Below are 25,329 nucleotides of genomic sequence, written 5' to 3'. Positions count from 1 at the left end.
AGGATTTAGGAGTGAGTTGCGTGCAGCAGCCGCTGCACCAGTGGATGTTGGATCCGGCGTTCGGCCGATATCAGGTAAAAGTGCTCGACCAGTTCGGGGGCGTCGCCGAGCAGCCGCATACCCGGATCCTTCAGCAGTTCTTCGCGTGACCACTGGGAGGCGGGGAACGCCCCCATGCCGCTGCGGCCGAACGCCGCGAGCAAGGCGCTGTCCTCGAATTCGCCGGCCACGCGCGGCCGCAGACCCTGGCGTTCGAACCAATGATCGAGCCGCGGGCGCACCGCCGCATGGCCGGTCGGCAGCAGCACCGGCATTTCGGCCAGGCATGCCGGAAAGGCTGCCTTGCATTTCTTTGCCAGGGCAACCGGCGCAAACCAGGCCAGCGTCGCTTCGCCGAGCCGGTGGCTGTACAGCCGCAGGTTCGGGTTGGGCGGCGCCGCCCGGTCCGACAGGACCGCGTCCAGCCGGTGCAGCGCCAGGTCGCCCAGCAGTTCGTCGAACTCACCTTCATGGCATAACAGCCGCAGCCCCGGAGCTTGCAGCACCGGCTGCAGCAAGTGGTGCACGACCAGCTTCGGCAAGCCATCGGAAATGCCCACGGCCAGCCGCAGCCCTTGCCCGGTGGCCGCCTCCCGCACTGCGGTGGGAAGCTGTTCGCCGAGCTGGAAGATCTGATCGGCCTGTGCCATGGCAGCGATGCCGGCCTCGGTCAACGCCACTCCTCGCCCGGCAGGTTTGAACAGGGCGTGTCCGAGGGACTGTTCGAGCGCGCGGACCTGCGCGCTGACCGTCTGTACCGCCATTCCCAGCCGATCCGCTGCACGCGCCATGCCCCCCTCCTTGGCGACGACCCAGAAGTAGTAGAGGTGGCCGTAGTTAAGCGGGCCTGCCATCGGATTCCGCGCCCTGCTGGATGCCGGCGATCATCCAGCCACCCTGGCCGGCACGCGGCTTGGTCAGGTGCCAGATCTCGTCCAGGTCCTCCGGCACGGCCCCATGCTGGTCTCGCACGCTGCCGGTGAAGCGCACGCTCACCACATAGTGCGTCTCTTCCTGAGCCACATCCAGCACCTGCGCCTGCAGTCCGAACACTTCCGTCTTCTGCGGCGCGTCGCTGCGGGCGTCGATGTCTGCCCGCACCAGGTCAAACATTTCCGGCGTCAAGTAGCCACGCAACGCATTCAAATCACGTGCATCGTTGGCGGTTTGCAAACCGACGAACTGGGCCTCGGCGTTGCGCGCGAAGGTGGCCGTGTCGAAGTCGGCCGGGATGCCCGTGGGCTGCCCGCCCGCACTTGGCGAACCGAGGCCTCCTCCGAGGCGCGAGCCGATCAGGGAGCCGCCTTGCTGCAGCGAACGGGGCTCGGAGCCGCGATAGGCCGGGCCGCCGGCGCCTGCCAGGGTTCCGGCCTGGCCCGCTGCCCGCTTGCGTAGCATGAAGCCGACCAAGAGCAACACGGCCATCACGACGAGACCGATCATCATCATGTTCGCCAGGGCCTCGCCGAAGCCGAAGTGCGAGGCCAATGCAGCCAGACCCAGACCGGCCGCCAAGCCCGCAACGGGGCCCATCCAGTTGCGCTTTGGCGCTGCGGCGGCCGCGGCGGCGGGCGCGCCGGCAACGGCCGGAGATCCCGCCGCAGGCGCCGCCTGCCCGGGGGCGCCCTGCGCACCGCCGGCCGGTTTGGCCGGGGCGGAGATGTTCTGGCGCTGCATGCCGCCGGACTTGCCGCCGCCCAGCCGTTTGGCTTCGGCGTCGAGCGCGGCCGTCATACCGATCGAAAGTACGACAGCAAAGAGGGCCAATGCTTTCTTCATGAGGATTCCCCAGGAGGTTTGTTCAGGTTCCTGAAGATAGCAGCGGCATTGCGAAGGAAAAAGAAGCGAATACCTTCAGAATACTCAGAAAAAACCGAAGTGACAATCGCGGCGGCAAGTCTGACGCGCAACGGACGGCACCATGAACGAAGTTCCATCCGGGCTCGATAACTGCTTGCAGTGCAGTCACCATGAGCCTCCAACCTGAAAGTTCAAGACTTGTTTTCCGCACGGCACTTCGAAGCAGGGCCAATTCCTACGCGAACCGCCGGCGGGCGAAGGACCTTGCCTGGCGCTGGGTCGGCACCAAGTGGCCACAGCTCATACCGTCCGCCTCAGAGCTCGAAAGCAGTGCGCTGGAGCGACGCTGTCCCGGCCAGAGGCTTTTGCTGACGACCAACGCCGACGGCTCGGCCTGGATGCTCGAGGTGGCCTACAGCGAGAAGAACAGCCGGCGCACATGGACGACGCGCGCGACGGTCACGGACACGGGCGAAGCGGACCTGATGACTCTGCAAACCGCGTGCTCCAACTTGGATTCCGCCCCCGCAGTCATTGCTCCGCCCAAACTGCTGGGCGCATGGGTCGAACGACTCGATCTGGAGGATGGAGGCGTCGCGGTCGTCGGGGAGCCCCGAATGGTGGGCGATCCCATGCAGCTCGACGCGTTTTGTGACCACGTCCTGCTGGACCAGCGGGCATTGCCCGTCATTGCCCTGACCAACAAAGCCAACTCCCACTACTACGGTGTCGACCCCCGCGGGTTGTCGGAAGCCGTGCGCGGGGTTGCGCACGTGGTTTGTCTGACCCCGGAGTTGGCCGCCGACGCCTCACAGCGACTGGGCAAAAATCTCGTACCCGTGCCGGGGGCCCCTCGAATCTACGGGATGCATTTCAGTCCGGCTGCCAGCCCGAAAGACCATCCCGTCATTCGGCCACCTGTGGTGGCAAAGGCACAAGATCCTGGCGCGTTGAGGCGCCTGCTTTGTCAAAGAGTGTGTGCGATCAGCGTCAGCCCGTGACGGTCCGCTACCATGATGCACCGCAACAGAGCTTGCGCATTGAAGTCCCATGCACGTCGAAGACCCCTATCACGAACTCGGCTTGGCGCCGGGCTCCAGCGATGCCGAAGTGAAGGCGGCCTGGCGTCGCCTGTCCGCGCGCTGGCACCCGGATCGCAACGACAGCCCGCAGGCGCTGCGAAAGATCCAGCGCATCAATCGCGCACTGGAGGAGATTCGCCGGGTCCGGGGCGAGCCGGAGGCGGAAGCCGACGAGAAACCCACCCCGGGTCCGCAACCCACCGCGGAGCACACCGTGAGCCTCACGCTCGAAGAGGTGGTAGTCGGCTGCGTCAAGGAAGTCCGGGGCGAGGTGGTCGAGGACTGCGCCGACTGCGCAGGCAGTGGCCTGCAGCCGCAAGCCAGCGAATGCAGCGAATGTGGCGGCGTCGGCCACATCCGGCAGCATCTCTGGTTCGGCTGGGTCTCTTCCGCGGTCGAATGCACCGCCTGCCAGGGTCACGGGAAGACGCGCCAAGGCTGCACTGCCTGCGCAGCCAGCGGCAAGGCGCCGGCGAGCAAGTACCGCTGCCGGGTGCAAGTCGCGCCCGGCGCGCGCGCCGGCGACCTGCTCGATGTCACCGCCCGCGTGCAAGGCAGGCAGCGCAAGCACAAGCTGGCCCTGCGTCTGCGCGTGGAGTTGCAGCCGCACGAGTTCTTCACGGCCGAAGCCGACGGCACCTTGAAATGCGAGCTGCCCGTTGACGGCTTTGCCTGGATGGCCAATCGCTGGATCGAGGTTCCCACGCCCCGCGGACTGCAGCAGATGAAGCTGCGCCGGGGCTACCTGAGCTATCGCATCAAGGACGCGGGCCTGCCGTGGGCAAGCGGCGCAGAGGCTGCGGACTGCATCGTCACCGTCGTGCCGATGTTTCCGGAGGAATTCAGCCGGGAGCAGGAGGCCGCGATCGATCGACTGGTGGCCAGCAACTCCGGCGCGGCCGGCACCGCCGCCGGCGATCGCATGGCGGCGTGGAACCGGTTGGTGGACGGCTGGCAGGTTCGGCGCGGGTGAGCCCCATCAGTGCATCCGCCCACCCGTGGGAAAATCAGCCCGATGTCCCTGCCTCGCCGCCCGCCGCCTCCCCTGCTCCACACCGCGTTCTACAAATTCACGCAGCTGCCGCAGCCTGAGGAAGTGGCCGTCCGCTTGCGCGAGCTGGTCTCGCAGGGGGGCGACGGGCTCAGCGGCAGCATCCTGGTGGCCACCGAGGGCGTCAACGGCATGCTAGCCGGCACGCCAGAAGCTGTGGACCGCATCGAACAGGCTCTGCTGCAGGACCCGGCCTTTGCCGGCGCCTTCAGCGGCATGGCATTCAAGCGCAGTGCGTGCACCACACCTCCTTTCGGCAAGATGAAGGTGCACGTCAAGAAAGAGATCGTGCCGCTTGGCATCGAGGGGGTGGATGGCCGCGGGACCGGCACCAATGTCTCGCCGCAGGATTGGCGCGAGCTGATCAAGGATCCCGAGCTGGTGCTGCTGGACAACCGCAATAGCTTCGAATATCGCCTCGGCCATTTCGAAGGCGCCATCGACCCCGGGGTGACCAACTTCCGCGACTTTCCGGCCTATGTGCGGGCCCACGCTGCGGAGTGGAAAGCCCAAGGCAAGCGCGTTGCGATGTACTGCACCGGCGGCATCCGATGCGAAAAGACCAGCGCCTGGATGCTGGACCTGGGCCTGCCCGTCTACCAGCTCGAAGGCGGCATCCTCAACTACTTTCTGCAGATGCCCGATGCGGATCGGGACTGGCGCGGCGAATGCTTCGTGTTCGATAATCGCGTGGCGCTGGACAGCCGCTTGCAGGAAACCGCCACCACGCTTGAGGACGTGTACGCGGAGGAATCGGACGGGGCCTGGCGACTCGCGCGGGGCCTGCGGCTGGCACAGGCGGTCGGGGCGCAGCCCGAAGAGTCGGTGGCCTAGCCCATGCTGCCCACTCGCGACGGTGTCGGTCCGAGCCAGGTGGCGCTGCCGGCCGGTCGATGGACCTGCATGCTGGATTTCCTGGTGGACCGGTTCCCCGCGATCTCCGCGGCCGAGTGGAGCGCGCGCATGGCGGGCGGCAATGTCGTTGACCGCGCGGGCAGTTGCGTCGCGCCGGAGCAGCCTTACGTGCCGTACGGAAAGCTGTATTACTACCGCACGGTTCCGGATGAGGTTCCCAATGCGGCGCAGGCCTGCGTGCTGTTCGAAGACGAACTGCTGGTGGTGGCCGACAAGCCGCACTTCCTGCCCGTCACGCCGTCGGGCAACTACCTTCAGGAGACCTTGCTGGTGCGGTTGCGCCGCCAGCTGGGTCTCGATGCGCTGACACCCTTGCACCGACTCGACCGCGAGACCGCCGGCGTCGTGCTGTTCGCCAAGCAGCCTGCGACCTGCGCGGGTTATCACGCCCTCTTTGCCGACCGCGCGGTCGTCAAGAGCTACCAGGCCATCGCGCCCGCCAATGCATTGCTGCAGTTCCCCCTGACTCGCACCAGCACCCTGGTGACCAGCGATCAATTTATGCAGATGCGCGAGGCGCCCGACGATGCCTCAAGAAAACCGAACGCGCGGACCGAAATCGAATTGATGGAAATGCGCGGCACGCAGGCACGCTACCGCCTTCGCCCGCTCACCGGAAAGCGGCATCAGTTGCGGGTGCACATGGCGGCCCTGGGGCTGCCCATCCTGGGCGACCGCATCTATCCGACCTTGATGCCCCAAGGCGGTGACAAGATCGACGACCCGCTACGGCTGCTCGCGGAAAGCATCGCCTTCCGCGACCCCGTCACCGGCGAGAACCGTCGTTTTTCCAGTCGGCAGCAGCTGCACTTTCCTGCTGCGTCACTGGCTTGAAGCCTGCGCGCCCATTTTCCAGTTCCCGCTCCGCTTGAGTCAGCGCTTCCTGGATGCGCTTGGTTGATCTGCCCTGAGGCCCGTGTTCGCGTTGCGCGATGTCGCGCAGCTGTCTCAGATCTCGCACCTGTTCAAGCATCCGGGTGGGGTTGGTATTCGGCTCGCGATTCATGGGGCGGAGTCTGTCGACAAAGCGTTTGTCGATCAAGCGAAATTTCAGCTTGAAACGCGTAGGTTCGTAACCAGTGTCTTCAACGCGCGTAGCGCTAACATGATGGCGATGGCTCAGGCCGAGCTAAAGCGAAGTCCTTGAAAAACTGAAACACCCGATGTCGCAGCCCCCGCTCTCCCACGAACTCCCCGCGGCCGCGCTGCGCGTTCTCTCCCGCTCCAGGCGTATCGAAACGGTACACGGTGAGACCCGCATCGCCTGGCGCGTGTGGGGCGAAGAGAAAGACGAGCCCCTGGTGCTGCTGCACGGCGGCAGCGGCAGCTGGACGCACTGGTTGCGAAATGTAGAGCCGTTGGCCGCCACCGGTCGGCGCGTCATCGTGCCTGACTTGCCCGGTTTCGGCGACTCGGTCGCCGCCCGAGGCGTTACCGACGTAGACGGCATGGTGGAGCCGGTGGCCGCAGGGCTGCGTGAGGTGGTTGGAACGGAAGGCTTCGACCTCGCAGGTTTCTCGTTCGGCGGGATGTTGGGCGGCTTGATCGCAGCGGCAAGGCCGGCCCTGATCCGGCACCTGGTGATTGCCGGCGCCCCCGCCCTCGGATTTCGCGCCAAAGACTTGGGGCTGAAAGAGTGGCGCCACCTGGAAGACATCGAGGCGCGCAATGCCGTGCACCGGCACAACCTGGGCGTGCTGCTGATTCACGACCCCGAGAACATCGACGACTTCACCGTCCAGCTGCACGCCGCCAACATGGCGCGCGACAGAATGCGCCGACGCCGCATCGCGCGTACCGACATCCTGGCGCAGACGCTGCCCCTGCTGCAATGCAAGGTTGATGGCATCTGGGGTGAGTGCGACCAGCTCTACGTCGGACTAATGGGGGAGCTGCAGGCGTTGCTGCAGCGGCTCCCCAATTTTGGTGAGCTGGTGCTGGTCGAGGGCGCGGGGCACTGGGTGCAATATGAACGGCCCGAGACGTTCAACCGGGCATTGGCGACGTTGCTCGCTTCGCATTGACATGCCGGGCACGGGTTTTGGCCGCACGAGCCGCTGGCGCACGCGCCCCAGCCGGCTCCTGGTTCACCGGCAATGCGCGCACGGCTGCCAGTAGCTCGGCCAGCGCGCCGCGCAGGTAGTTGGCCACCGACTGGGGGTCCGGCACGGCCCGGCGGCAAGCCGTGATGCCGAAGCCGAGTACGCCGTCGTAGCTTTGCACGGTGATGTTCAGTCCCACGCCATGGCCGGGAATGGACACGGGGATGTAGCTCGCGACCCTGGCGCCCGCCAGGTAAAGCGGTACCGGCGAACCCGGCACGTTGGAGATGGCCACGTTCGCCAGCGGCGGAATCACATTGGCCAGGCGCGAACGCCCGTAGAGCGACGCCAACCCGCTCATCAGCCAAGGCGCGCCGAACGAGGGGAAATCGGTAGGGATCGCGGTCTTGATCTGGCTGTTGACTTCCTTCGCGGCGATCGCGTTGGTCCGGATCGCGGCCAGGCGCTCGAGCGGATCCTTGATGTCCGTTGCCAGACCGACGAACATCATCGAGACCTGGTTGTTCAAGTCGGTGTTGCCGGCCTCGCGCAGGCTCACCGGCACGCCGGCGATCAGGGGCTTGTCCGGGCGGCAGTCTTCGTCCGCCAGGTAGCGGCGCAGCGCAGCGGAGCACATGGCCAGCACCACGTCGTTCACCGTGGTGTCGGTGGCGCGCGTGATCTCCTTGACCTCGGCCAGCGGCATGCAAGCGCCGGCGAACGAGCGTTGGTTGGTGATGGCGCCGTTGATCGGCGTGCGCGGCCCGAACTTGAACTGCTTGCGCGCGACGAAGCGGCGCTTGCCCTTTTCGTCGCTTTCACGCTTGAGCAGGCTCTTGGCGGCCCGGCCCATGTCGGGCAGGATTTTTGCCAGCTTGACGTACTGGGTCACGGTGTTCGACAGCGCCGCGCCGGCCAGCTCGGCGATGCCCAGCTGGTAGCGGTTGGCGCGAACGCGCTGGCGCGGGGGCTTGACCGCGCGCGGGACGGGCGTCAGGTCGAACACGGCCTGCCCCAGCGCCACGCCGGCGGCGCCGTCCATCGCCGCATGGTGAATCTTGGTGTAGAAGGCCACCTGCCCGGTGTGGAAGCCCTCGATCACATAGAACTCCCACAGCGGCCGGCTGCGGTCGATCAGGCTGGAATGCAGCCGCCCGATCATCTGTTCCAGCTGCAGCATGCTGCCGGGCCGCGCGAGCGAGACTCGCCGCACGTGGTAGTCCAGGTCCACATCCTCGTCGTCCACCCACACCGGGTTGGCCAGCTCGAAGGGCATCAGCGCCAGCTTGCGCTGGAACAGCGGTGCCAGGTGCATGCGCCTGGCGATGTGCTCCCGCACGTTGTCGTAGAAGTCGCCCTGATAGCCCTTGGGCAGATCGAAGAGGTGAACGCTGCCCACGTGCATGGGCATCTCCGGCGTTTCGATGTACAGGAAGGTGGCGTCGAGGCCGCTCAAGTGGTCCATGGATGTGGCCTCCTCAACGCGCCTGGCGCAGCATCTTGGCCGGCACCGCCAGCCAGACGATCGCGGCAACCAGGGCGTAGACGGCGATGACCAGGAACATGCTGTCCAGCGGATTGCCGGTGCGCGCACTGATCAGGCCGGTGAGCGAGGGGCTCACCGCGGCGCCCAGGTTGCCCAGGCTGCTGATCAGGGCCAAGCCCGCGGCGGCCGAGGCCGGCGCCAGGTAAGCCGTGGGGATCGTGAAGAAGATCGGGGTGGCCGATGCCACGCCAACCACCGCCAGCGACAGGCAGGCCAGCGACAGCGCCAGGTTGCCCTTGGCCATCACCGTCAGCAGCATGCCCACGGATGCGACCAGCACGCAGGCGATCAAGTGCCAGCGACGCTCCATCATCTTGTCCGAATGGCGGGCGACCAGCACCATGGCGACGGCGCCGATCAGGTTGGGGATGGCGGCGTAAAGGCCGATCTGCAGCATGTCGGTGACGCCCCAGCTTCGGATCACCGTGGGCACCCAGAAGATGATGGCGTACGCGGCGCCTAGCAGCAGGAAGTAGATGAACGACATCAGGTAGACCTTGGGGTCGCGCAGCAGCTGCCAGAACGAGCCATGCGAGGCGGCGGCTTGCTGGTCCTGGTCGAGCTCGGCGCGGACGATGCTTTTCTCCGCCGGGGTCAGCCAGCGCGCGTCTTCGGGCTTGTCCTGCAGGTAGAAGAAGGCGGCGATGCCCAGCAGCGTGGCCGGCAGGCCTTGCACCAGGAACAGCCATTGCCAGCCGGCCCAGCCGTTCATGCCGTCCATGTACTTCATGATCCCGCCCGACAGCGGGCCGGCGATGATGCCGGCGATGGCCGTGGCGCTCATGAACAGGGCGATGATGCGGCCGCGGCGGGCGTTGGGGTACCAGTACGTGAGGTACAGCAGCACGCCCGGGAAGAAGCCGGCCTCGAACATGCCGAGCAGGAAGCGCAGCACGTAGAACATCGTCGGTGTGGTGACGAACATCATCGCGGCAGCCACCACGCCCCAGCAGGACATGATGCGCAGCAGCGTGCGGCGAGCGCCGACTTTGGCCAGCATCAGGTTGCTGGGCACCTCGAACAGGAAGTAGCCGATGAAGAAGATACCGGCCCCCAGGCCATACACCGCGTCGCTGAAGGGCAGGCTCTGCTTCATCTGCAGCTGCGCATAGCCGATGTTGATGCGATCGAGGAAGGCGACGACGTAGCAGAGGAAGAGGAACGGGACCAGCCGCCAGGTCACCTTGCGGTAGGTGGCGGCTATCGTGGCCTGGGACGGGGCAGCCGGTACAGGGTCGTACGGCGTTCGGATGGCGGTTGCGCTGGCGCTCATGGGTTTGTCTCCTGGGCGTGAATTGGGGGGCGGGAGCCGTAATGTCCGACCCAAAATCCAGCAAACCGGCTAAATCTCAATGGTTGATACCTATATGCCGGGTGGTATCAGCCGGTGATACTTTTCCCCATGCCCCATTCCGTCGCCTTGATGGACGCCCTGAAGCGCGAGTTGCGCGCGCGCCGCATCACCTATTCCCGCGTGGCGCAGCACCTGGACCTGAGCGAGGCGACCGTGAAGCGGCTGTTCGCGCAGAACGAGCTCAGCCTGCAACGCATCGACGCCACCTGCGCCCTGCTCGGCATGGAGTTCACCGATCTTGCCGCTGCCGCGGTCGCGCGCACCAGCGTGATTTCGCAGATGACGCTGGAGCAGGAGCAGGAGCTGGTCGAAGACCCGAAGCTGATGCTGGTGGCCTGCGCAGTGCTGAGCTACTGGACGCTGGAGCACATCGTCGAGCACTACGCGCTGAGCCGCGCGGAATGCATCGAAATGCTGGCGCGGCTGGACCGCCTGAAGATGATCGAGTTGCAGCCCAACAACCGGTTTCGCCTGCGCATCAGCGGCACGTTCCGCTGGCTGCCCGACGGGCCGTTCCAGCAGCAGTTTCGCAAGTATGCCCAGATGGACTTTTTCCAGTCGCATTTCGGTGGCGAGAGCGAGCTGATGCTGCAGGTGTTCGGCAGCTTGTCGGCGCAGTCACGCGCAGCCCTGCTCGGCCGCCTGAAGAGCGTGGCGCATGAGTTCGCCGAGATGAATCAACAGGACGGCTCTTTACCGCTGAGCGAGAAGAACAGCATGACCCTGGTGCTGGCGGTGCGGCCCTGGGAGCCGCGCAACCTGCGGGCGCTGCGGCGCAAGGCGCCGAAGCAGGCTCAAGGCGCGGGTTCGGAGACCACCGTTCTCCAGAACGCCTCGGCCGCGCTACCGACTGGACGCCGATCGCGATAAAGCCGAATCTCCAGCGGAATGTTCCAGTCGTCGCCGGCAGCGGCCACCAGCCGGCCCGCTGCCATGTCGTCTTCCACGAGCGTCTGCGGCAACCAGGCGACTCCGCGCCCGTCCAGCGCCATCGGCCGCAGCACCGACGCCAGGTGCGCGGTGAAGGCCACGCGCACCGGGACCGATTCGAGCCGCGATCCGACGACAGCGCGCGCGATGCGCCCCAAGCCAGACTCGGCGGTGTACTGGAGCACCGGCACCTCCCCGGAAGTCCTGCCGCCGACGCGATGCTGGGGCTTGCCCTGCTTGTTGGGCGCTGACACGGGAACCAGCTGATCCTGGCCGACCTGGGCAGACAGGTAAGGCTCGGCATCCAGGGCGCCCCGCGCCTGTGGGTGTGCGTGGCTCAGGACGAACTGGATCTTGCTTTGGAGCATCAGCGCTTCGCATCGCTGCAGCACGTCGGAAACCAGTTGCACCGGGCCCAGCGTGGTTCTCGATTCGAGGCTGCGCAGCCATCGCGGCAGGAAAGTGAACGAGAGCGCGTGAGTCGCCGCGATACGCAGCGTGACCGAGCTGGACTCCGCCACGATGCGCGCCTCGCCCTGCACGCGCGCCACCCGCGCGAGCAGTTCGTCGGCCACGCCGCGAAACCACTCGCCAACCTCGGTCAGTTTGGCCGGCTGCGTGCTCCGGTCGAACAGGTCGGCGTCCAGCCATTCTTCCAGGGCCCGGATCCGGCGGCTGAACGCGGGTTGCGTCGTGTGCCTTTCTTCCGCGGCGCGCGAGAAGTTGCCGGTTGCCGCCAGGGTACGAAAGTCCTCGAGCCAGACAAAATTCATCTTGGTGCTTTCAAAGCATTGAAGCAGAGAAAAAGAGCATTGGCCGCCAATCAGGATTGCGCCGACCATTGGGCACCTCACAGACCCCAGGAGACCCCCGTGAAGATCGTCGAAATCCGCGAAAAGACCATTCCCATCAGCTCGCCCATCCGCAACGCCTACATCGACTTTAGCAAGATGACGCTGAGCTTGGTGGCCGTGATCACCGACGTGATCCGGGATGGCAAGCCGGTCGTCGGCTATGGATTCAACTCGAACGGCCGCTACGGCCAGGGCAAGCTCATGCGGGAGCGCTTCATCCCCCGGCTGATGGAAGCCAGCGCCGAATCGCTGGTCGATGCGAGCGGCAAGAACCTCGATCCGCACAAGATCTGGAACACGATGTTCACCAACGAGAAGCCGGGCGGCCATGGCGAACGCTCGGTGGCGATCGGCACGATCGACATGGCGGTGTGGGACGCAGTGGCGAAGATCGAGGGCAAGCCGCTGTTCCAGATGCTGGCCGACCGCTATGGCAACGGCAAGCCGAACCGCGAGATCTTCGTCTACGCCGCCGGCGGCTACTACTACCCGGGCCAGGACCACAACAAGCTCAAGGACGAGATGCGCAGCTACATCGACCGTGGTTACACCGTGGTCAAGAAGAAGATCGGCGGCGCCTCGCTCGACGAGGACCTGCGCCGCATCGACTCGATCCTGAGCGTGCTGCAGGACGGCCAGAAGTTGTGCGTCGACGCCAACGGCCGCTTCGACCTCGACACCGCAATCGCCTATGCCAAGGCGCTCTCGCAGTACGACCTGTTCTGGTACGAGGAGCCGGGCGACCCGCTCGACTTCGAGCTGCAGGCCACGCTGCGCAACTACTACAAGAACCCGATGGCCACCGGCGAGGACCTGTTCTCGATGCAGGACGCGCGCAACCTGATCCGCTACGGCGGCATGCGCCCCGACCGCGACTGGCTGCAGTTCGACTGCGCGCTGAGCTACGGCCTGGTCGAATACCTGCGCACATTGGACATGCTGAAGGAACACGGCTGGTCCGCGAGCCGCTGTATCCCGCACGGCGGCCACCAGATGTCGCTCAACATCGCCGCGGGCCTGGGCCTGGGCGGCAATGAGTCCTATCCCGACCTGTTCCAGCCCTTCGGCGGTTTCCCCGACGGCGTGAAGGTGCGGAACGGCTATGTGACCCTGCCCGATCTGCCCGGGATCGGCTTCGAGGGCAAGGCCGATCTCTACCGCGAGATGCAGGCGCTTTCGGCCTGAGCCGCAGCAGTACCCAAGGAATTCCAATGAAAAAGTTCACTCGCATCGTCGGCCTGCTGGCTCTGGCCCATGTTACACCCTGCTGGTGCACCACATCGGCATGGCGACCGCGCCGGCGCTCTACCGCAAGCTCAGCTACAAGGTGCCGGAGGACTTCGAGTTCCTCGGCCTGATCAACGAGGCGCCGTCGGTCCTCATCGGCAAGCCCAGCCTGGACGCCATCAACTTCGCGGACCTTCGCAAGTGGATGGCGGCGACGGGCGGAAAGGTCAACCTTGCCAACGCCGGCCTGGGTTCGGCCTCACACCTCTGTGGCCTGATCTTCCAGAGCGCGCTCAAGACCAGTCTCGCGACCATTCCGTACAAGGGAACTGCACCCGCAATGAACGACCTCATCGGCGGCCAGGTGGACTTGATGTGCGAGCAAGCGACCAATGCCGTCCCGCAGATCGAGGGCAAGAAGGTCAAGGTTTTTGGCGTCACCAGCTCGCAGCGGCTGCAGATCCCGGTGCTGAAGGATGTTCCGACGCTGTCCGAGGCGGGCTTGAAAGACTTCAACGTCCAGGTGTGGCACGGCCTGTACGCCCCCAAGGGCACGCCACCGGCGGCGCTCGCCAAGTTGAACGCGGCCTTGCGGACCGCGCTGAAGGATCCCGAACTCATCAAGCGCGAAGAGGCGCTGGGGCTGTCCGTGGTCAAGGACGGAAGGCTGGATCCGGCCGGACACAGGAAGTTCGTGGAAGCCGAGACAGTACGCTGGACGAAAGTTATCAAGAACGCCGGCGAGTACGCGGATTGATCCCGCAGGTTGAACGAGGCCCCCGAGAATGGGGTCTCGTTGCATTTTCCAAGGGCACTTCATCATGACACCCAACACGACAACCGATTTCCGCCAGGCCGCCCTCGACTATCACGCCCAGGCGCCCGCCGGAAAGCTCGCCATCAGCGCGACCAAGCCGCTGTCCAACCAGCGCGACCTCTCCCTGGCCTACTCGCCCGGCGTCGCTGCACCCTGCGAGGAAATCGTCCGCGACCCGGCGGCCGCGTACAAGTACACCGCGCGCGGGAATCTGGTCGCCGTCATTACCAACGGCACCGCAGTGCTCGGGCTGGGCGACATCGGCGCCCTGGCCTCGAAGCCGGTCATGGAAGGCAAGGCCGTCCTTTTCAAGAAGTTCGCCGGAGTCGACGTCTTCGACATCGAGATCGACGAAAAGGACCCGAAGAAACTGGTCGAAGTGATCGCCGCGCTGGAGCCGACCTTCGGCGCCATCAATCTGGAAGACATCAAGGCACCAGACTGCTTTTATGTCGAGCGCGAACTGCGCAAGCGCATGAAGATCCCGGTGTTCCACGACGACCAGCATGGCACCGCGATCACGGTCGCGGCCGCCATGGTCAACGCACTGAAGGTGGCGGGCAAGGACATCGGCAAGGTCAAGCTGGTGACATCGGGCGCCGGTGCTGCTGCGCTGGCCTGCCTGAACCTGCTGTTGAAAGTCGGGGTGAAGCGCGAGAACGTTTTCGTCACGGACCTGGCGGGCGTGGTCTACGCGGGCCGCGAAGAGCTCATGGACGACGACAAGCGTCAGTACATGCAAAGAACCGAAGCACGGACCTTGTCCGAGGTGATTGAGGGTGCTGACGTGTTCCTGGGACTGTCGGCCGGCAACGTGCTCAAGCCCGCGATGGTGGCCCGCATGGCCGTGCGGCCGGTGATCTTCGCCCTGGCCAATCCGACCCCGGAAATCCTGCCCGAGGACGCCAGGTCCGTTCGCGCCGACATCATCATGGCCACAGGCCGGGCGGACTACCCGAATCAGGTCAACAACGTCCTGTGCTTCCCCTACATCTTTCGTGGGGCGCTGGATTCAGGCGCGACCACCATCACCGACGAGATGGAGATCGCGGCCGTTCACGCCATCGCCGAACTGGCGCAAGCCGAACAGAGCGAACGCGTAGCCGCCGCCTACGCCGGCGAGAAGCTCGCCTTCGGCCCGGACTACCTCATTCCCAAGCCGTTCGATCCGCGCCTGATGACGCGCATCGCGCCGGCGGTGGCACGGGCCGCTGCCGAGAGTGGCGTGGCGTTGCGTCCCATCGAGGACATGGATGCTTACCGCGCCAGGTTGGAAGGTTTCGTCTATGCCTCGGGCACCGCGATGAAGCCGATTTTCGACGCCGCCCGGCGAGCGCCGTCCAAACGCGTCGCCTACTGCGAGGGGGAAGAGGAGCGCGTGCTGCGTGCGGCGCAGGTGGTAGTGGACGAGGGGATCGCGCGGCCCACCCTGATCGGGCGCCCCGCAATCATCGCGCAGCGCATCGAAAAGTTCGGCCTCAGGCTGAAGGAGGAACTCGACTACGACGTCGTCAGCGTCGAGTACGACCCCCGCTACCGCGACTTCTGGCAGACCTACCACCGCATGACGGAGCGCAAGGGGACGACGATCCAGACGGCCAAGATCGAGATGCGCCGTCGGCTCACCCTCATCGGCGCAATGCTGCTGCACAAGGGTGACGTGGACGGCATGATTTGCGGCACTTGGGGCACCACGGCCATGCACCTCCACTACATCGACCAGGTGATCGGCAAGCGGCCCGGCGGCTGTCCGGCGACGCCTCAGGATATCCCGATCTACGCCTGCATGAACGCCCTGCTTCTGCCGGAGCGGCAGCTGTTCCTCGTTGACACGCACGTGAACTACGACCCGACACCCGAAGAACTGGCCGAGATCACGACAATGGCGGCGGAAGAAATGCTGCGTTTCGGGATCAAGCCCAAGGCGGCGCTGTTGTCTCACTCCAATTTCGGCAGCAGCGACCTGCCGACTGCGATCAAGATGCGCCAAACCCTCGACCTGCTGCGCACGCAGGCCCCTTGGCTGGAAGTTGACGGAGAAATGCACGGCGACGTCGCCCTCGACGGCAAGCAGCGGCAGGCGATCATGCCGAACAGTGCTCTGGAGGGAAACGCCAACCTGCTCGTGTTCCCGAACCTCGATGCCGCGAACATCGCCTATAACCTGCTCAAGACAGCAGCGGGAGGCAATATCTCGATCGGCCCGGTTCTTCTGGGGGCCGCCAAGCCCGTGCACATCCTCACTCCCAGCGCCACAGTCCGCCGGATAGTGAATATGACCGCCTTGACTGTCGCCGACGCTAATGCCGACCGATGAAGGTGATCAAGGAAGCGGGAGAGTACGCGGCTTGATTACGTCAGGATGCCAGGTCAAACCACGGTCGCGACCGATCGTGTGTCGCATTAATCGAAACGACTGAACCTTCGTTGAGATGAATGGGCGCATCGAAACCATAGATCGTGTGCTGCCAGTTCGACACCGATCGGCGGCGCGAAGGGTGGTTTTCAAAGTGGACGCCCTCGGCCAGTTCGATGCGGATCCACTGGATGACCCCATAGCAAAGCCCACCCTGGGTCGTGGTGATCTTGATCTCCTTCCGCTCGGCAGGAAACGTAGCGTCCCTACGAAAGTCGAAACGGAAAGCTTCGATGTCGTCACTCATCAGAACCGGTGCCAGATCCTCTCGATAAAGTGGCCGCTTCTTCGGATGGATGGCGTTGAACTCGCGAAGATCGAATCCGAAACTTTCGCTGACGTAGAGATTCTTCCCCAGTTCGTCGCCACTCACGAGCGCGATCATGATGCTTGCCGAGGAAGGCAAGACTTCCCCACCCGGTTTGAGCAGACGTGCCTTGGCATCCTCGATCGCGGGAAGGACATGCTCCCCCAGCAACTCGCTGGAAAAGATTTCGTGGACCAGGATGTCCGCCTTGGCAGGTAGGTCCTGCTCGATCTGAATCGCATGCGAAGGTTTTGCCAAGACCGTTATCTGGCCTTGGTAGTTGTTGCGCGCGACGATCTTTCTTGCGGTATCGGCGATCAGGCCGACGGCCTCGCAGGTAAATACTTTCTTGGCGCCGAGCTTCGCGGCCATCATGGCCAAAAGGCCAGACCCAGTTCCGATTTCAAAGACGACCTTTTCCGGCGTGACAAGCGATGCAAGCCCGTCGTAGAAGGCCTTGTTCCGCTCGGGCTCGTTCATCATCGGCACATGCCAGATCGGAACGAGCTGGCTCAATACCCATTCCGCGCCAAGTTTGGCCGTCAGGTTGTCTGGATGGACTTTCAGGATGTCTCGGCAGAGTTGGAGCGCCTCATTCCCTTGGCCTGATTCCAGCAGGCAGAGGGTGGCCTTTTTTAAGGTTTCAGCATCGGCGGGCGTCAGCGTGAGCGTTGCCTTGTAATCCGCAACCGCCTCTTGCAACTTGCCGACGCTATTGAAAGCGTCGCCTCGGGCGACCCTCAGCTTGGCGAGTTTGGGCGCCAGCTTGATTGCCTGGCCGAAGCTGTCTATCGCTCCGGCCGGTTTGCCCGTTTCAACAAAGATCAGACCGGCATTGAAGTGGCACTCGACGGCCGGTTGGATCTGGTTGGCCTTTTTATAGCTTGCCAGCGCATCTTCAAACTGCCCGGCCGATTTTTGGCAGTTTCCGCGGACTGTCCAGGCTGCAAGTGAAGAAGCGTCGAGCTTGATCGCCCGGTCCGCAAGACTGATGCCTTCACTGAATTCGTTCAATTGAAACTTGCACTCGGCCAAGCTCGCCCAGCCATCGGGGCTATTGGGAAACTTGTCCGTGTAGATCTTGAAGTACTGCTGCGCGCCCGTGAAATTCTTCAACTCTCTTTCGCACAGGGCAATATTGAACAGGACGTCGGCATTCTCTTGTTCAGGGTTGCGGATCTGGTGCAGCAGTTCAAGCGCTCGGCTGTAGCTCTGCGTAAGAGCGTGCATCGTCGCGCACAGTCTCTTGATCTCGAGATTGCCCGGGTCTTGCCGGCACAGGGCTTCGCACTCCGCGATGGCTTGCGCGTGGCGACCTTCCCTGAAGTTTTTCTTCAACGCGTCGATGTTTGGTTTCATTGTGCTGTGAGTGCGGTGGCCGAGATGCTCGTCGACGGGGATTATTGTCTAGTTGATTTCCATTGGGTACAGTGGGTGCCTCCGCTGCGCCTCATGGACCCCATCAACCTGCACCAGATCGCCGTCGAGGCCATGCGCTCGCGCGGCCTGCTGCCCGCCTTCGCGCCCCAGGCGCTGCGGGAGGCCGAAGCCGCGCGACGGGCCGGTCCCGAACGCAACGGCTCCATCACGGACCTGCGGCATCTGACCTGGTTCTCCATCGACAACGACGACACGCGCGACCTCGACCAGCTGAGCGTGGCCGAACCGCTGCCCGACGGAACGACGCGCCTGCTGGTGGCGGTCGCCGACGTCGACGCCATGGTGCAGCCCGGCGGCGCGATCGACGGCCATGCGGGCGTCAACACCACCTCGGTGTACACCGCGGCCGGCGTCTTTCCGATGCTGCCGGAGATGCTGTCCACCGACCTCACCTCGCTGCACGAGGGCGAGGATCGGCTGGCGGTGGTGGTCGATATGGTGGTGCAGGCCGACGGCACGGTGACCCGCTCCGACGTTTACCGGGCCGCTGTGCTGAACCGCGCCAAGCTCACCTACAACGGCGTTTCGGCATGGCTGGACGGTGTGGCGCCCGCGCCGCCGCAGGTGGACAGCGTGCCGGGGCTGGCGGACCAGCTTCGCTGGCATGACGCGCTGGCCGGCCAGCTGCGGCAGTTGCGCCAGGCGCGCGGCGCATTGAACGTGAAGACGGTGGCGGCGCGTCCGGTATTCGAGGGTGGCCAGCTGGTGGACTTGCGCCCCGACGAGAAGAACCGCGCCAAGGACCTGATTGCCGACCTGATGATCGCGGCCAACGCGGCGACAGCGCGATTCCTGCAACACAAGGGCTTCCCGTCACTGCGCCGCTTCCTGAAGGCGCCGCGGCGCTGGGACCGCATCGTGGCACTGGCGGCAGGCCACGGTGTTCAATTGCCCGCGGCGCCCGATGCGCTGGCACTCGACGGTTTCCTGCGCGCGCGCCGCCTGGCCGACCCGGACGGCTTTGCGGATCTGTCGCTGGCGGTGGTGAAGATGCTGGGCTCGGGCGAGTACGCCGCGGCGCCCGCCGGTGCGGCGGGCCTAGCGCATTTCGGGCTGGCGGTGAACGACTACGCGCATTCCACCGCGCCCAACCGGCGCTTTCCCGATCTGGTGACCCAGCGGCTGCTGAAGGCCGCACTGGCGGACGAGGCGCCGCCCTATTCAGTCGAGGCGCTGACCGAAATCGCCCGGCACTGTACCGTCCAGGAGGACAACGCCAGCAAGGTCGAGCGCCAGGTGCTCAAGGCCGCAGGGGCCTATCTGATGCATGAGCGCATCGGCGAAACTTTCGACGCCATCGTCACCGGCGCCGCGGCCAAGGGCACCTTCGTTCGCATCGGCCGACCGCTGCTGGAAGGCCGCGTGGTGCGCGGCTTCGAAGGGCTGGACGTGGGCGACAACCTGCGCGTCAAGCTGGTGGCGGTGGATGCGGCACAAAGCTTCATCGACTTCGAACGCGCCTGAGCTTTGTAACGCCCGGTGAGGCGGCCCTTGCAGTGCGCGCGGCCGGCGCCATCTGGGCGGCATAGCGGCCCGCGGGGGCCGAAGGAGCCCTGCCATGTTGAAACGCCTCACCCTGCTGTGGACCGTGCTGCGCGGCGACGCGCGGCAACTGTGGTTCGCGTTGCGGCACCCCGCCGCGCCGGGCTGGCTGAAGCTGAGCACCGCGCTGATCGCGCTTTATGTGCTGTCGCCCATCGACATCATCCCCGACGTGGTGCCCGTGCTCGGCGTGATGGACGACCTGGTGCTGGTGCCGCTGGCGATCCGCTGGCTGCTCAAGCGCCTGCCGCCGGAGATTGCCCAGGCAGCTGCCAACCGCAGGGCCCGCTGAGGACATTGCCGATCATTCTGGGAGAACGCCATGAACGAAGAAGTTTTTAACCTCAGCATCCGGAAATTTCTCAAGATGGTCGGCGTCAAATCGCAGCACGACATCGAGCAGGCGGTGGCGAAGGCGGTGGCCGATGGCGCCATCGCGGGCACCGAGTCCTTCCCCGCCAAGATGACACTGGAAATTGCCGGCCTGAAACTGAACGTCCAGTTCGAGGGCGACATCCGGCTGCAATGAGCTCGCCTACGAGGACCCCTGGCCGCCATGCTCCTGGGCCAGTTCATCGAGGATAGGGCAATCGGGGCGCTCGTCGCCACTGCAGCAGTGAATCAGGTGCTGCAGCGTCTTGCGCATGGCCGCCATTTCCGCCATCTTCGCGTCCAGCGCCGCGACATGCTCCGACGCGATGCGCCTGACGCTGGCGCTGGGCCGGCGGCGGTTCTGCCACAGCTTGAGCAGCTCGCCGATCTCGGCCATGCTGAACCCCAGGTCACGCGCGCGCCGGATGAAACGCAGCGTGTGGATTTCCTTGTCGCTGTACTGCCGGTAGCCCGAGTCGGTGCGCGACACCGTGGGCAACAGCCCCAGCGACTCGTAATGCCGCACCATCTTGGCGGAAACATTGGACAGGCGCGCGGCGGCGCCCACGTTGTACTGGCCGTTCATCGGGAGCTTCCCTTCCAGTTGCGCAGCGTCAAGGCGTTGGTGACCACGCTCACGCTGCTGAATGCCATGGCGGCGCCGGCGATCACGGGGCTGAGCAGCCCGAACGCCGCCAGCGGAATGCCGACCACGTTGTAGACGAAGGCCCAGAACAGGTTCTGGCGAATCTTGGCGTAGGTGCGCCGCGAGATGTCGATGGCATCGGCCACCAGCGCCGGATCGCCGCGCATCAAGGTGACGCCGGCCGCATGCATGGCGACGTCGGTACCGCTGGACATGGCGATGCCCACGTCGGCCGCGGCCAGCGCCGGCGCATCGTTGATGCCGTCGCCGACCATCGCCACCATCTCGTCGCCGGCTTTGAGCTGCGCGACGATCCTGGCCTTGTCCTCGGGCAAGATTTCGGCGCGGACCTCGTCGATACCCACCAAGGCCGCGATGGCCTCGGCGCTGCCCTGGTTGTCGCCGGTCACCAGCACCGAGCGCACACCCTGCTCGCGCAGCGTGGCCACCGCCGCCCGGGCCGTGGGCTTGACCGTATCGCCGAAAGCCAACAGGCCCAGCAGCACCGGCGCTTCGGTCACGTCGGCCACCCACGACACCGTGCGGCCCTGCCCCTGCAATTGCGCGGCACACGCAGCCAGCGCGCCCAGATCGACCTTCAACTCTTCCATCAGGCGCGTGCTGCCCAGACGCAGATCGCGCCCGCCGACTTGCGCCGCGACGCCCCGGCCCGCGATTGCGCGCACTTTGGCCGCGCCGGCATGCTGCACGCTCTCCCGCTCGGCTGCGTCACACACAGCGCGCGCCAACGGGTGCTCGCTGCCCGACTGGATGGCGGCGCTGATCGCCAGCAGCGACGCCCGGTCGCCCCGCGCCGCTTCCACAGCCACCAGCTGGGGCTTGCCCTCGGTGAGCGTGCCGGTCTTGTCGAAAGCCACCACCTTGACCTGGTGGGCGATCTCCAGCGCTTCCGCATCCTTGATCAGGATCCCATGGCGCGCCGCTACGCCGGTGCCGGCCATGATGGCCGTGGGCGTCGCCAGCCCCAGCGCGCAGGGACATGCGATGACCAACACGGCCACGGCATTGAGGATCGCCGCCTCCCAATCGCCCGAAGCCAGGCCCCCGCCCAGCAAAGTGACCAGCGCGATCGCAATGACGACGGGCACGAACACCTCGCTCACCCGGTCGACCAGGCGCTGGATCGGGGCCTTTTTGGCCTGGGCCGATTCGACCAGCCGGACGATCCGCGCTAACGTGGATTCGGCGCCCACCGCCGTGGTCTCGACCAGCAGCAGGCCCTCGGCGTTCATGGAGCCGCCGGTGACCTTGTGGCCTTCGTGCTTGGCCACCGGCAGGCTTTCGCCGGTGATCAGGGACTCGTCGATGTGGCTCGCCCCCTCCACCACGATGCCGTCCACCGGCACCCGTTCGCCGGGGCGCACCACCACCAGGTCGCCGCGGGCCACCTTGCCGATGGGCATCTCGATGTCCCGGCCGCCGCGGCGTACCCGGGCCGTCTCGGGACGCAAGGCGTTCAACGCACGGATGGCCTCCGTGGTCTGGCGTTTCGCGCGCGTCTCCAGCCATTTGCCCAGCAGCACCAGGGTGATGACCACCGCCGACGCTTCGAAATACAGGTGGGCCATGCCATGGCCGCCATGAACCAGCAACAGGTACACGCTCAAGCCGTATCCGGCCGAGGTGCCCAGCGCCACCAGCAGGTCCATGTTGCCGGCGCGGGCCTTGAGGGCCTTCCAGCCCGAGCGATAGAACCGGCCGCCCAGCCAGAACTGCACCGGCGTGGCCAGCGCCAGCTGCAGCCAGCCGGGCAAGGCCCAGTCCAGGCCGAACAGCATGGCGATCATCGGAAGGATGAGCGGCAGCGACAGCGCCGCCGACAGCGCGACCGGCCACCACTCGTTGGCCTTGGCCGCGCCAACGGAGGCGGCGGCAGGCGTGCCCTCACTGGCCGGCGGTTCGCCGACGGAATAGCCGGCCTTCTCGACGGCGCCGCGCAAGGCGTCCAGCCCCACCGCCGGGTCGGCCTTCACCGTGGCCATCTCGGTCGCCAGGTTGACCGTGGCCTGCTGCACACCGGGAAGCGATGCCAGGGCTTTCTCGACGCGGCTCACACAGGATGCGCAGGTCATGCCCTCGACCGGCAACGTCCAGTCGGTTGCGGGGAGCGCGGAAGGCTTTAAAGTCGTTGTTGTGTTCATGGTGCCAAGTCTCAACCTTCCCACCATGTTAGGGTCAAGGACAGGAGTGCAATTCCCTCCATACCGTGGGGAATCCCGGCTCGATCATCATCATCCACGAAGGAGCATCCCATGATTGAATTCGATGTCCAGGCCATGAGCTGCGACCATTGCGTCGACGCTGTGACCCGTGCGGTCAAGCTGGTAGACCCGCAAGCCAAGGTCGAGGTTGACCTGGCCGCCAAGAAGGTGAAGGTCGAGTCGAGCCGGGACCGCGCCTTCATCGCCGGCGCCCTGGCCGAGGCGGGCTATCCGACCGCGTGAGTCTCGTGAGAGGCTTCCTCACCGGCTTGACGTATCTGGTGTCGCTGCTCGTCGTGGCGGCACTCAGCCTCGGCACCGTATTGCTGGTGGCGGGCCCGCACTCGGGCCTGCTGCCCGGGTGGCTGGAAGGTGTGGTCCTGGCCCTCGGGTGGATTGCTATCTTCCTGGTGCCGATGCTGCCCACACGCTGGGTCTGGCGGCGCCTGGGGGCGCGCGCGGCCGCTGCACATAGCCGCGACGAAACGTAAATCTTGCGACGTACATGTTCCCGCACGCGATCGGGTCCGCTGCGCCCCTGTCGCTGACGCACCACAGCCCTTCCAGCCCCGCAAAGCTCATCAGTGCTTACTGTTGAGCCTGTGTTTGCTTTTCAGCTCCCACACCTCATCCCCATCTAATCGTGCAAAAACGCACGCCAAGTGCTGCGTCGCGCCGCCGGATTTCATTACATCTGTAGGCCACGAGCTGACACGCTTGTGGGACGTCTCCTACTACAGTCGCCCCTGTTGCTGAGCTAACTCCGTCTCAGCTGTCTCCGCCACCCGCTCACGCGGCGGCGCTTCGCAGATGAGCTTCCGTTCATCCTGAGTTAGTTCTTACAAAGTTATTGAACATGAAAAGACGCGCATTACTTCTGTCCGGCTCCGCCTCATTTGCATTTGCCCTGACTGGTTGCGGCGGCGGAGGTGGTGATGGTGAAGCAGCTCTCCCCGCGGGCGGCGATGAGATCCTCTCCGCCCGCAAGCGGCCGGGGAGCACGACTCCCGCGCCCGCGCCGGCTCCGGCTCCGGCTCCGGCTCCGGCGCCCGCCCCCACGGCACCTACAGCTGCCATCGCCTATCCGTTCGGCGCCCGCCTGGCCGCTTATTCGGCCGGAACCCTGCCGTCGCAAAGCAGGGCGACGATGGACGCCGCGCTGACCAGGCACTACGACGCCTGGAGGGCCCACGCCATCAAGCCGGCGGATTCGATCGTCGCCGGCGGCTACGCGGTGCAGTTCTCCCAGACCAACTACCTGGCAGTGTCCGAGGGCATGGGCTACGGCATGTTGCTCGCCGTGCTGTTTGCCGGACACGATCCGCAGGCCCGGACGCTGTTCGACGGGTTGATGGCCGTCGTGCGGGCCCGCCCCGCCTACGCCGTCGTCCCGTACGACCCCAACGGCAAGTACCTGATGGACTGGCGCCTGTTCGCCAACGGCACCTCGGCCGGCGAAGGCTGGAACGCCATGGACGGCGACGAAGACATCGCCATGGCGCTGCTCATGGCCCACAAGCAGTGGGGCTCCAGCGGCAGGTGGAACTACCTGCAGGAAGCCAAGAACACCATTGGCGCCCTGAAGTCCTGGAACATGAAGCCGGACGGCACCACCAAGGGCCTGTCCACGCCGAACGTCAGCCGCACCTCCGACTACATGATCGGACACTTCCGGGCCTTCCAGGCTGCCACCGGCGACTCGTTCTGGAACACGGCGATCGACCGCGCGTACGAGCTGTCCAACCGGATGCAAACCGTGTACTCGGCCGGCGTCGGCCTGATGCCCGACTTCATCGTCGACACGCACACCGCCACTCCGCGTCCGTCGCCCGGGATGATGGGCGACTTCAACATGAACGAGGACAAGTACTGGTGGAACGCCTGCCGCAATCCGTGGCGCTACGCCTCGGACTACCTGCTGTCCGGAGATACGCGCTGGAAGACGATCACCGCGCGCATGATCGATTTCTTCCAGGCGGAAGCCGCCAAGGTCGGTGGCGATGTCACGGCCATCGGCACCGGCTACACGTTGAGCGGCACGCAGCTGACCGGCGGCGACAGCGGTGCCTATCATGGCCCCATCTGCGCCGGCGCCTGTATCGACGCCAAGTACCAGCCGTTCCTGGACTCGCTGTGGAACTGGAACGCCGCCCATCCCACCACGGGCTACTACGACGGCGAGATCCAGCTCCTGAGCATGGTGGTGGCTTCCGGAAACTGGTGGTCGCCCACCGTTTCCGCCAGCGCGCCGGTGCAGCAGCCACCTGCGACCGAGCCGGCCGCACCCGTGAACCCGGCGAACGTGCTGGCCAACGGCGATTTCTCGAATGGCCTGACAGGCTGGAACAACTGGGGCAACTCGCAGGTTGTCGGTAGCGCGCTGCAGGTCGGCACCGCAGCAGGCGGCGTGGGCCAGGACGTTTACGCCAAGCTCACTGCCGGCACCCGGTACCAGCTCACGGCCAGTGCCAACATCACGGCGGCTGCCGAAGGCGTGTTCGTGGGTATCAAGCTCATGAACAGCGCCGGTGCGATTCTGGTGGAACAGCAGCAGTTGGTCAGCTCCCTGACCCCGGCCGGCGTGTCGATCACTTTCACCGCTCCGCAAGGCGCGACCAGCGGCTACGCGTTCGTCTGGAAGAACGCGAACAGCGCGATCGCCGTGGTGGACAACATCAGCCTGCAAGCCATCGCCTGATTCTTCGGGCCGGCATCTGAACAAGCGGC

Annotated in this window: 23 protein-coding genes and 1 pseudogene; 15 read left to right on the top strand and 9 right to left on the bottom strand. The window is 65.4% G+C overall.

Annotation, left to right across the window (positions count from 1 at the left end; all coding sequences use genetic code 11):
• Positions 1-5: 5 nt before the first annotated feature.
• Both HNE04_RS24255 and HNE04_RS24250 read right to left on the bottom strand, forming a co-directional pair.
• Positions 6-893 carry a LysR family transcriptional regulator gene (locus tag HNE04_RS24255; RefSeq protein ID WP_172225303.1) on the bottom strand — a complete coding sequence of 296 codons (888 nt, stop codon included), beginning with the start codon at positions 891-893 and terminating at the stop codon, positions 6-8.
• Positions 877-1,818, bottom strand: coding sequence for a Tim44 domain-containing protein (locus tag HNE04_RS24250; RefSeq protein ID WP_172225300.1), 942 nt, complete (start codon positions 1,816-1,818; stop codon positions 877-879). Before HNE04_RS24250 ends, HNE04_RS24255 begins: the two co-directional genes overlap by 17 nt.
• Before the next feature lie 191 nt (positions 1,819-2,009).
• Here HNE04_RS24250 and HNE04_RS24245 point away from each other — a divergent pair, with 191 nt between their 5' ends.
• From HNE04_RS24245 to HNE04_RS24230, 4 genes are read left to right on the top strand one after another with little or no spacing between them, the layout of a single operon-like run.
• The gene (locus tag HNE04_RS24245; protein WP_172225297.1) at positions 2,010-2,840 is read left to right on the top strand and encodes a hypothetical protein; all 831 of its coding nucleotides are present in this window, start codon (positions 2,010-2,012) and stop codon (positions 2,838-2,840) included.
• Positions 2,841-2,889: 49 nt separating this feature from the next.
• Complete coding sequence (locus tag HNE04_RS24240) at positions 2,890-3,894, top strand: DnaJ domain-containing protein (protein WP_172225294.1); 1,005 nt, start codon at positions 2,890-2,892, stop codon at positions 3,892-3,894.
• A 42-nt stretch (positions 3,895-3,936) separates the two neighbouring features.
• Entirely contained in the window at positions 3,937-4,806 is an 870-nt protein-coding gene (gene trhO, locus HNE04_RS24235) for an oxygen-dependent tRNA uridine(34) hydroxylase TrhO (protein ID WP_172225291.1), read from the top strand.
• Between the two features lie 3 nt (positions 4,807-4,809).
• Positions 4,810-5,721, top strand: a complete 912-nt coding sequence (locus HNE04_RS24230; protein ID WP_172225288.1) for a pseudouridine synthase — start codon at positions 4,810-4,812, stop codon at positions 5,719-5,721.
• Here the strand turns inward: HNE04_RS24230 and HNE04_RS24225 are convergent.
• Positions 5,654-5,893, bottom strand: coding sequence for a hypothetical protein (locus HNE04_RS24225; protein WP_172225285.1), 240 nt, complete (start codon positions 5,891-5,893; stop codon positions 5,654-5,656). The two genes, HNE04_RS24230 and HNE04_RS24225, sit on opposite strands and share 68 nt — an antisense overlap.
• Positions 5,894-6,050: 157 nt before the next feature.
• Between HNE04_RS24225 and HNE04_RS24220 the strand changes: the two genes are divergently transcribed.
• Positions 6,051-6,911 (top strand): alpha/beta fold hydrolase, encoded by an 861-nt coding sequence (locus HNE04_RS24220; RefSeq protein ID WP_207717709.1) that lies wholly within the window; start codon positions 6,051-6,053, stop codon positions 6,909-6,911.
• Here the strand turns inward: HNE04_RS24220 and HNE04_RS24215 are convergent.
• The gene (locus tag HNE04_RS24215) at positions 6,874-8,394 is read right to left on the bottom strand and encodes a WS/DGAT/MGAT family O-acyltransferase (protein ID WP_172225282.1); all 1,521 of its coding nucleotides are present in this window, start codon (positions 8,392-8,394) and stop codon (positions 6,874-6,876) included. The genes HNE04_RS24220 and HNE04_RS24215 overlap by 38 nt on opposite strands.
• Positions 8,395-8,407: 13 nt before the next feature.
• Positions 8,408-9,748, bottom strand: coding sequence for an MFS transporter (locus tag HNE04_RS24210; RefSeq protein ID WP_172225279.1), 1,341 nt, complete (start codon positions 9,746-9,748; stop codon positions 8,408-8,410).
• A gap of 129 nt (positions 9,749-9,877) precedes the next feature.
• Between HNE04_RS24210 and HNE04_RS24205 the strand changes: the two genes are divergently transcribed.
• Positions 9,878-10,699, top strand: a complete 822-nt coding sequence (locus tag HNE04_RS24205; protein WP_172225276.1) for a helix-turn-helix domain-containing protein — start codon at positions 9,878-9,880, stop codon at positions 10,697-10,699.
• On the opposite strand, the gene HNE04_RS24200 is transcribed toward HNE04_RS24205, so the two are convergent.
• Complete coding sequence (locus HNE04_RS24200; protein WP_172225273.1) at positions 10,624-11,532, bottom strand: LysR family transcriptional regulator; 909 nt, start codon at positions 11,530-11,532, stop codon at positions 10,624-10,626. The two genes, HNE04_RS24205 and HNE04_RS24200, sit on opposite strands and share 76 nt — an antisense overlap.
• 99 nt (positions 11,533-11,631) lie before the next feature.
• Between HNE04_RS24200 and HNE04_RS24195 the strand changes: the two genes are divergently transcribed.
• The 3 genes and pseudogenes from HNE04_RS24195 (at position 11,632) to HNE04_RS24185 (ending at position 15,974) form a co-directional block, all read left to right on the top strand.
• Positions 11,632-12,798 (top strand): mandelate racemase/muconate lactonizing enzyme family protein, encoded by a 1,167-nt coding sequence (locus tag HNE04_RS24195; RefSeq protein ID WP_172225270.1) that lies wholly within the window; start codon positions 11,632-11,634, stop codon positions 12,796-12,798.
• Positions 12,799-12,871: 73 nt separating this feature from the next.
• Positions 12,872-13,597 (top strand): annotated as a pseudogene (locus HNE04_RS24190) (tripartite tricarboxylate transporter substrate-binding protein); the annotation flags it as partial.
• A gap of 64 nt (positions 13,598-13,661) precedes the next feature.
• Positions 13,662-15,974: an NADP-dependent malic enzyme gene (locus tag HNE04_RS24185; protein WP_172225267.1), complete on the top strand. Its 2,313-nt coding sequence runs from the start codon at positions 13,662-13,664 to the stop codon at positions 15,972-15,974.
• Between the two features lie 40 nt (positions 15,975-16,014).
• On the opposite strand, the gene HNE04_RS24180 is transcribed toward HNE04_RS24185, so the two are convergent.
• The gene (locus HNE04_RS24180) at positions 16,015-17,739 is read right to left on the bottom strand and encodes a tetratricopeptide repeat protein (RefSeq protein WP_172225264.1); all 1,725 of its coding nucleotides are present in this window, start codon (positions 17,737-17,739) and stop codon (positions 16,015-16,017) included.
• A 93-nt stretch (positions 17,740-17,832) separates the two neighbouring features.
• Here HNE04_RS24180 and HNE04_RS24175 point away from each other — a divergent pair, with 93 nt between their 5' ends.
• From HNE04_RS24175 to HNE04_RS24165, 3 genes are all read left to right on the top strand, one after another.
• Positions 17,833-19,284: an RNB domain-containing ribonuclease gene (locus HNE04_RS24175; RefSeq protein ID WP_172225261.1), complete on the top strand. Its 1,452-nt coding sequence runs from the start codon at positions 17,833-17,835 to the stop codon at positions 19,282-19,284.
• A 94-nt stretch (positions 19,285-19,378) separates the two neighbouring features.
• A complete protein-coding gene (locus HNE04_RS24170; RefSeq protein ID WP_172225258.1) occupies positions 19,379-19,654 on the top strand; it encodes a YkvA family protein in 276 nt (91 codons plus the stop codon).
• Between the two features lie 30 nt (positions 19,655-19,684).
• A complete protein-coding gene (locus HNE04_RS24165; RefSeq protein WP_172225255.1) occupies positions 19,685-19,891 on the top strand; it encodes a DUF6494 family protein in 207 nt (68 codons plus the stop codon).
• A 6-nt stretch (positions 19,892-19,897) separates the two neighbouring features.
• Here HNE04_RS24165 and cueR read toward each other — a convergent pair whose 3' ends face one another.
• Together cueR and HNE04_RS24155 are read right to left on the bottom strand one after the other, a co-directional pair.
• Positions 19,898-20,320 (bottom strand): Cu(I)-responsive transcriptional regulator, encoded by a 423-nt coding sequence (gene cueR / locus HNE04_RS24160; protein WP_172225252.1) that lies wholly within the window; start codon positions 20,318-20,320, stop codon positions 19,898-19,900.
• Positions 20,317-22,542 carry a heavy metal translocating P-type ATPase gene (locus tag HNE04_RS24155; RefSeq protein ID WP_172225249.1) on the bottom strand — a complete coding sequence of 742 codons (2,226 nt, stop codon included), beginning with the start codon at positions 22,540-22,542 and terminating at the stop codon, positions 20,317-20,319. The genes cueR and HNE04_RS24155 overlap by 4 nt, the downstream gene beginning before the upstream one ends.
• Before the next feature lie 111 nt (positions 22,543-22,653).
• Between HNE04_RS24155 and HNE04_RS24150 the strand changes: the two genes are divergently transcribed.
• The 3 genes from HNE04_RS24150 (at position 22,654) to HNE04_RS24140 (ending at position 25,300) form a co-directional block, all read left to right on the top strand.
• A complete protein-coding gene (locus HNE04_RS24150; protein WP_172225247.1) occupies positions 22,654-22,845 on the top strand; it encodes a heavy-metal-associated domain-containing protein in 192 nt (63 codons plus the stop codon).
• Positions 22,842-23,093, top strand: coding sequence for a hypothetical protein (locus HNE04_RS24145; protein WP_172225245.1), 252 nt, complete (start codon positions 22,842-22,844; stop codon positions 23,091-23,093). Before HNE04_RS24150 ends, HNE04_RS24145 begins: the two co-directional genes overlap by 4 nt.
• Before the next feature lie 365 nt (positions 23,094-23,458).
• On the top strand, positions 23,459-25,300 hold the full coding sequence (locus HNE04_RS24140; protein WP_172225243.1) for a glycosyl hydrolase family 8: 1,842 nt from the start codon (positions 23,459-23,461) through the stop codon (positions 25,298-25,300).
• Positions 25,301-25,329: the final 29 nt, after the last annotated feature.

It is taken from the genome of Caenimonas soli, from assembly GCF_013155545.1.
Classification (GTDB): domain Bacteria; phylum Pseudomonadota; class Gammaproteobacteria; order Burkholderiales; family Burkholderiaceae_C; genus Ramlibacter; species Ramlibacter soli.
The sequence above is the reverse complement of the archived record's forward strand: the minus strand, read 5'-3'. Positions and strand labels throughout refer to the sequence as shown.

Bases quoted from the DNA above. Each gene is read 5' to 3' on its own strand.
- HNE04_RS24255 (WP_172225303.1), bottom strand. From the start codon at position 893: ATGGCAGGCCCGCTTAACTACGGCCACCTCTACTACTTCTGGGTCGTC.
- HNE04_RS24250 (WP_172225300.1), bottom strand. From the start codon at position 1,818: ATGAAGAAAGCATTGGCCCTCTTTGCTGTCGTACTTTCGATCGGTATG.
- HNE04_RS24245 (WP_172225297.1), top strand. From the start codon at position 2,010: ATGAGCCTCCAACCTGAAAGTTCAAGACTTGTTTTCCGCACGGCACTT.
- HNE04_RS24240 (WP_172225294.1), top strand. From the start codon at position 2,890: ATGCACGTCGAAGACCCCTATCACGAACTCGGCTTGGCGCCGGGCTCC.
- trhO (WP_172225291.1), top strand. From the start codon at position 3,937: ATGTCCCTGCCTCGCCGCCCGCCGCCTCCCCTGCTCCACACCGCGTTC.
- HNE04_RS24230 (WP_172225288.1), top strand. From the start codon at position 4,810: ATGCTGCCCACTCGCGACGGTGTCGGTCCGAGCCAGGTGGCGCTGCCG.
- HNE04_RS24225 (WP_172225285.1), bottom strand. From the start codon at position 5,893: ATGAATCGCGAGCCGAATACCAACCCCACCCGGATGCTTGAACAGGTG.
- HNE04_RS24220 (WP_207717709.1), top strand. From the start codon at position 6,051: ATGTCGCAGCCCCCGCTCTCCCACGAACTCCCCGCGGCCGCGCTGCGC.
- HNE04_RS24215 (WP_172225282.1), bottom strand. From the start codon at position 8,394: ATGGACCACTTGAGCGGCCTCGACGCCACCTTCCTGTACATCGAAACG.
- HNE04_RS24210 (WP_172225279.1), bottom strand. From the start codon at position 9,748: ATGAGCGCCAGCGCAACCGCCATCCGAACGCCGTACGACCCTGTACCG.
- HNE04_RS24205 (WP_172225276.1), top strand. From the start codon at position 9,878: ATGCCCCATTCCGTCGCCTTGATGGACGCCCTGAAGCGCGAGTTGCGC.
- HNE04_RS24200 (WP_172225273.1), bottom strand. From the start codon at position 11,532: ATGAATTTTGTCTGGCTCGAGGACTTTCGTACCCTGGCGGCAACCGGC.
- HNE04_RS24185 (WP_172225267.1), top strand. From the start codon at position 13,662: ATGACACCCAACACGACAACCGATTTCCGCCAGGCCGCCCTCGACTAT.
- HNE04_RS24180 (WP_172225264.1), bottom strand. From the start codon at position 17,739: ATGAAACCAAACATCGACGCGTTGAAGAAAAACTTCAGGGAAGGTCGC.
- HNE04_RS24175 (WP_172225261.1), top strand. From the start codon at position 17,833: ATGGACCCCATCAACCTGCACCAGATCGCCGTCGAGGCCATGCGCTCG.
- HNE04_RS24170 (WP_172225258.1), top strand. From the start codon at position 19,379: ATGTTGAAACGCCTCACCCTGCTGTGGACCGTGCTGCGCGGCGACGCG.
- HNE04_RS24165 (WP_172225255.1), top strand. From the start codon at position 19,685: ATGAACGAAGAAGTTTTTAACCTCAGCATCCGGAAATTTCTCAAGATG.
- cueR (WP_172225252.1), bottom strand. From the start codon at position 20,320: ATGAACGGCCAGTACAACGTGGGCGCCGCCGCGCGCCTGTCCAATGTT.
- HNE04_RS24155 (WP_172225249.1), bottom strand. From the start codon at position 22,542: ATGAACACAACAACGACTTTAAAGCCTTCCGCGCTCCCCGCAACCGAC.
- HNE04_RS24150 (WP_172225247.1), top strand. From the start codon at position 22,654: ATGATTGAATTCGATGTCCAGGCCATGAGCTGCGACCATTGCGTCGAC.
- HNE04_RS24140 (WP_172225243.1), top strand. From the start codon at position 23,459: ATGAAAAGACGCGCATTACTTCTGTCCGGCTCCGCCTCATTTGCATTT.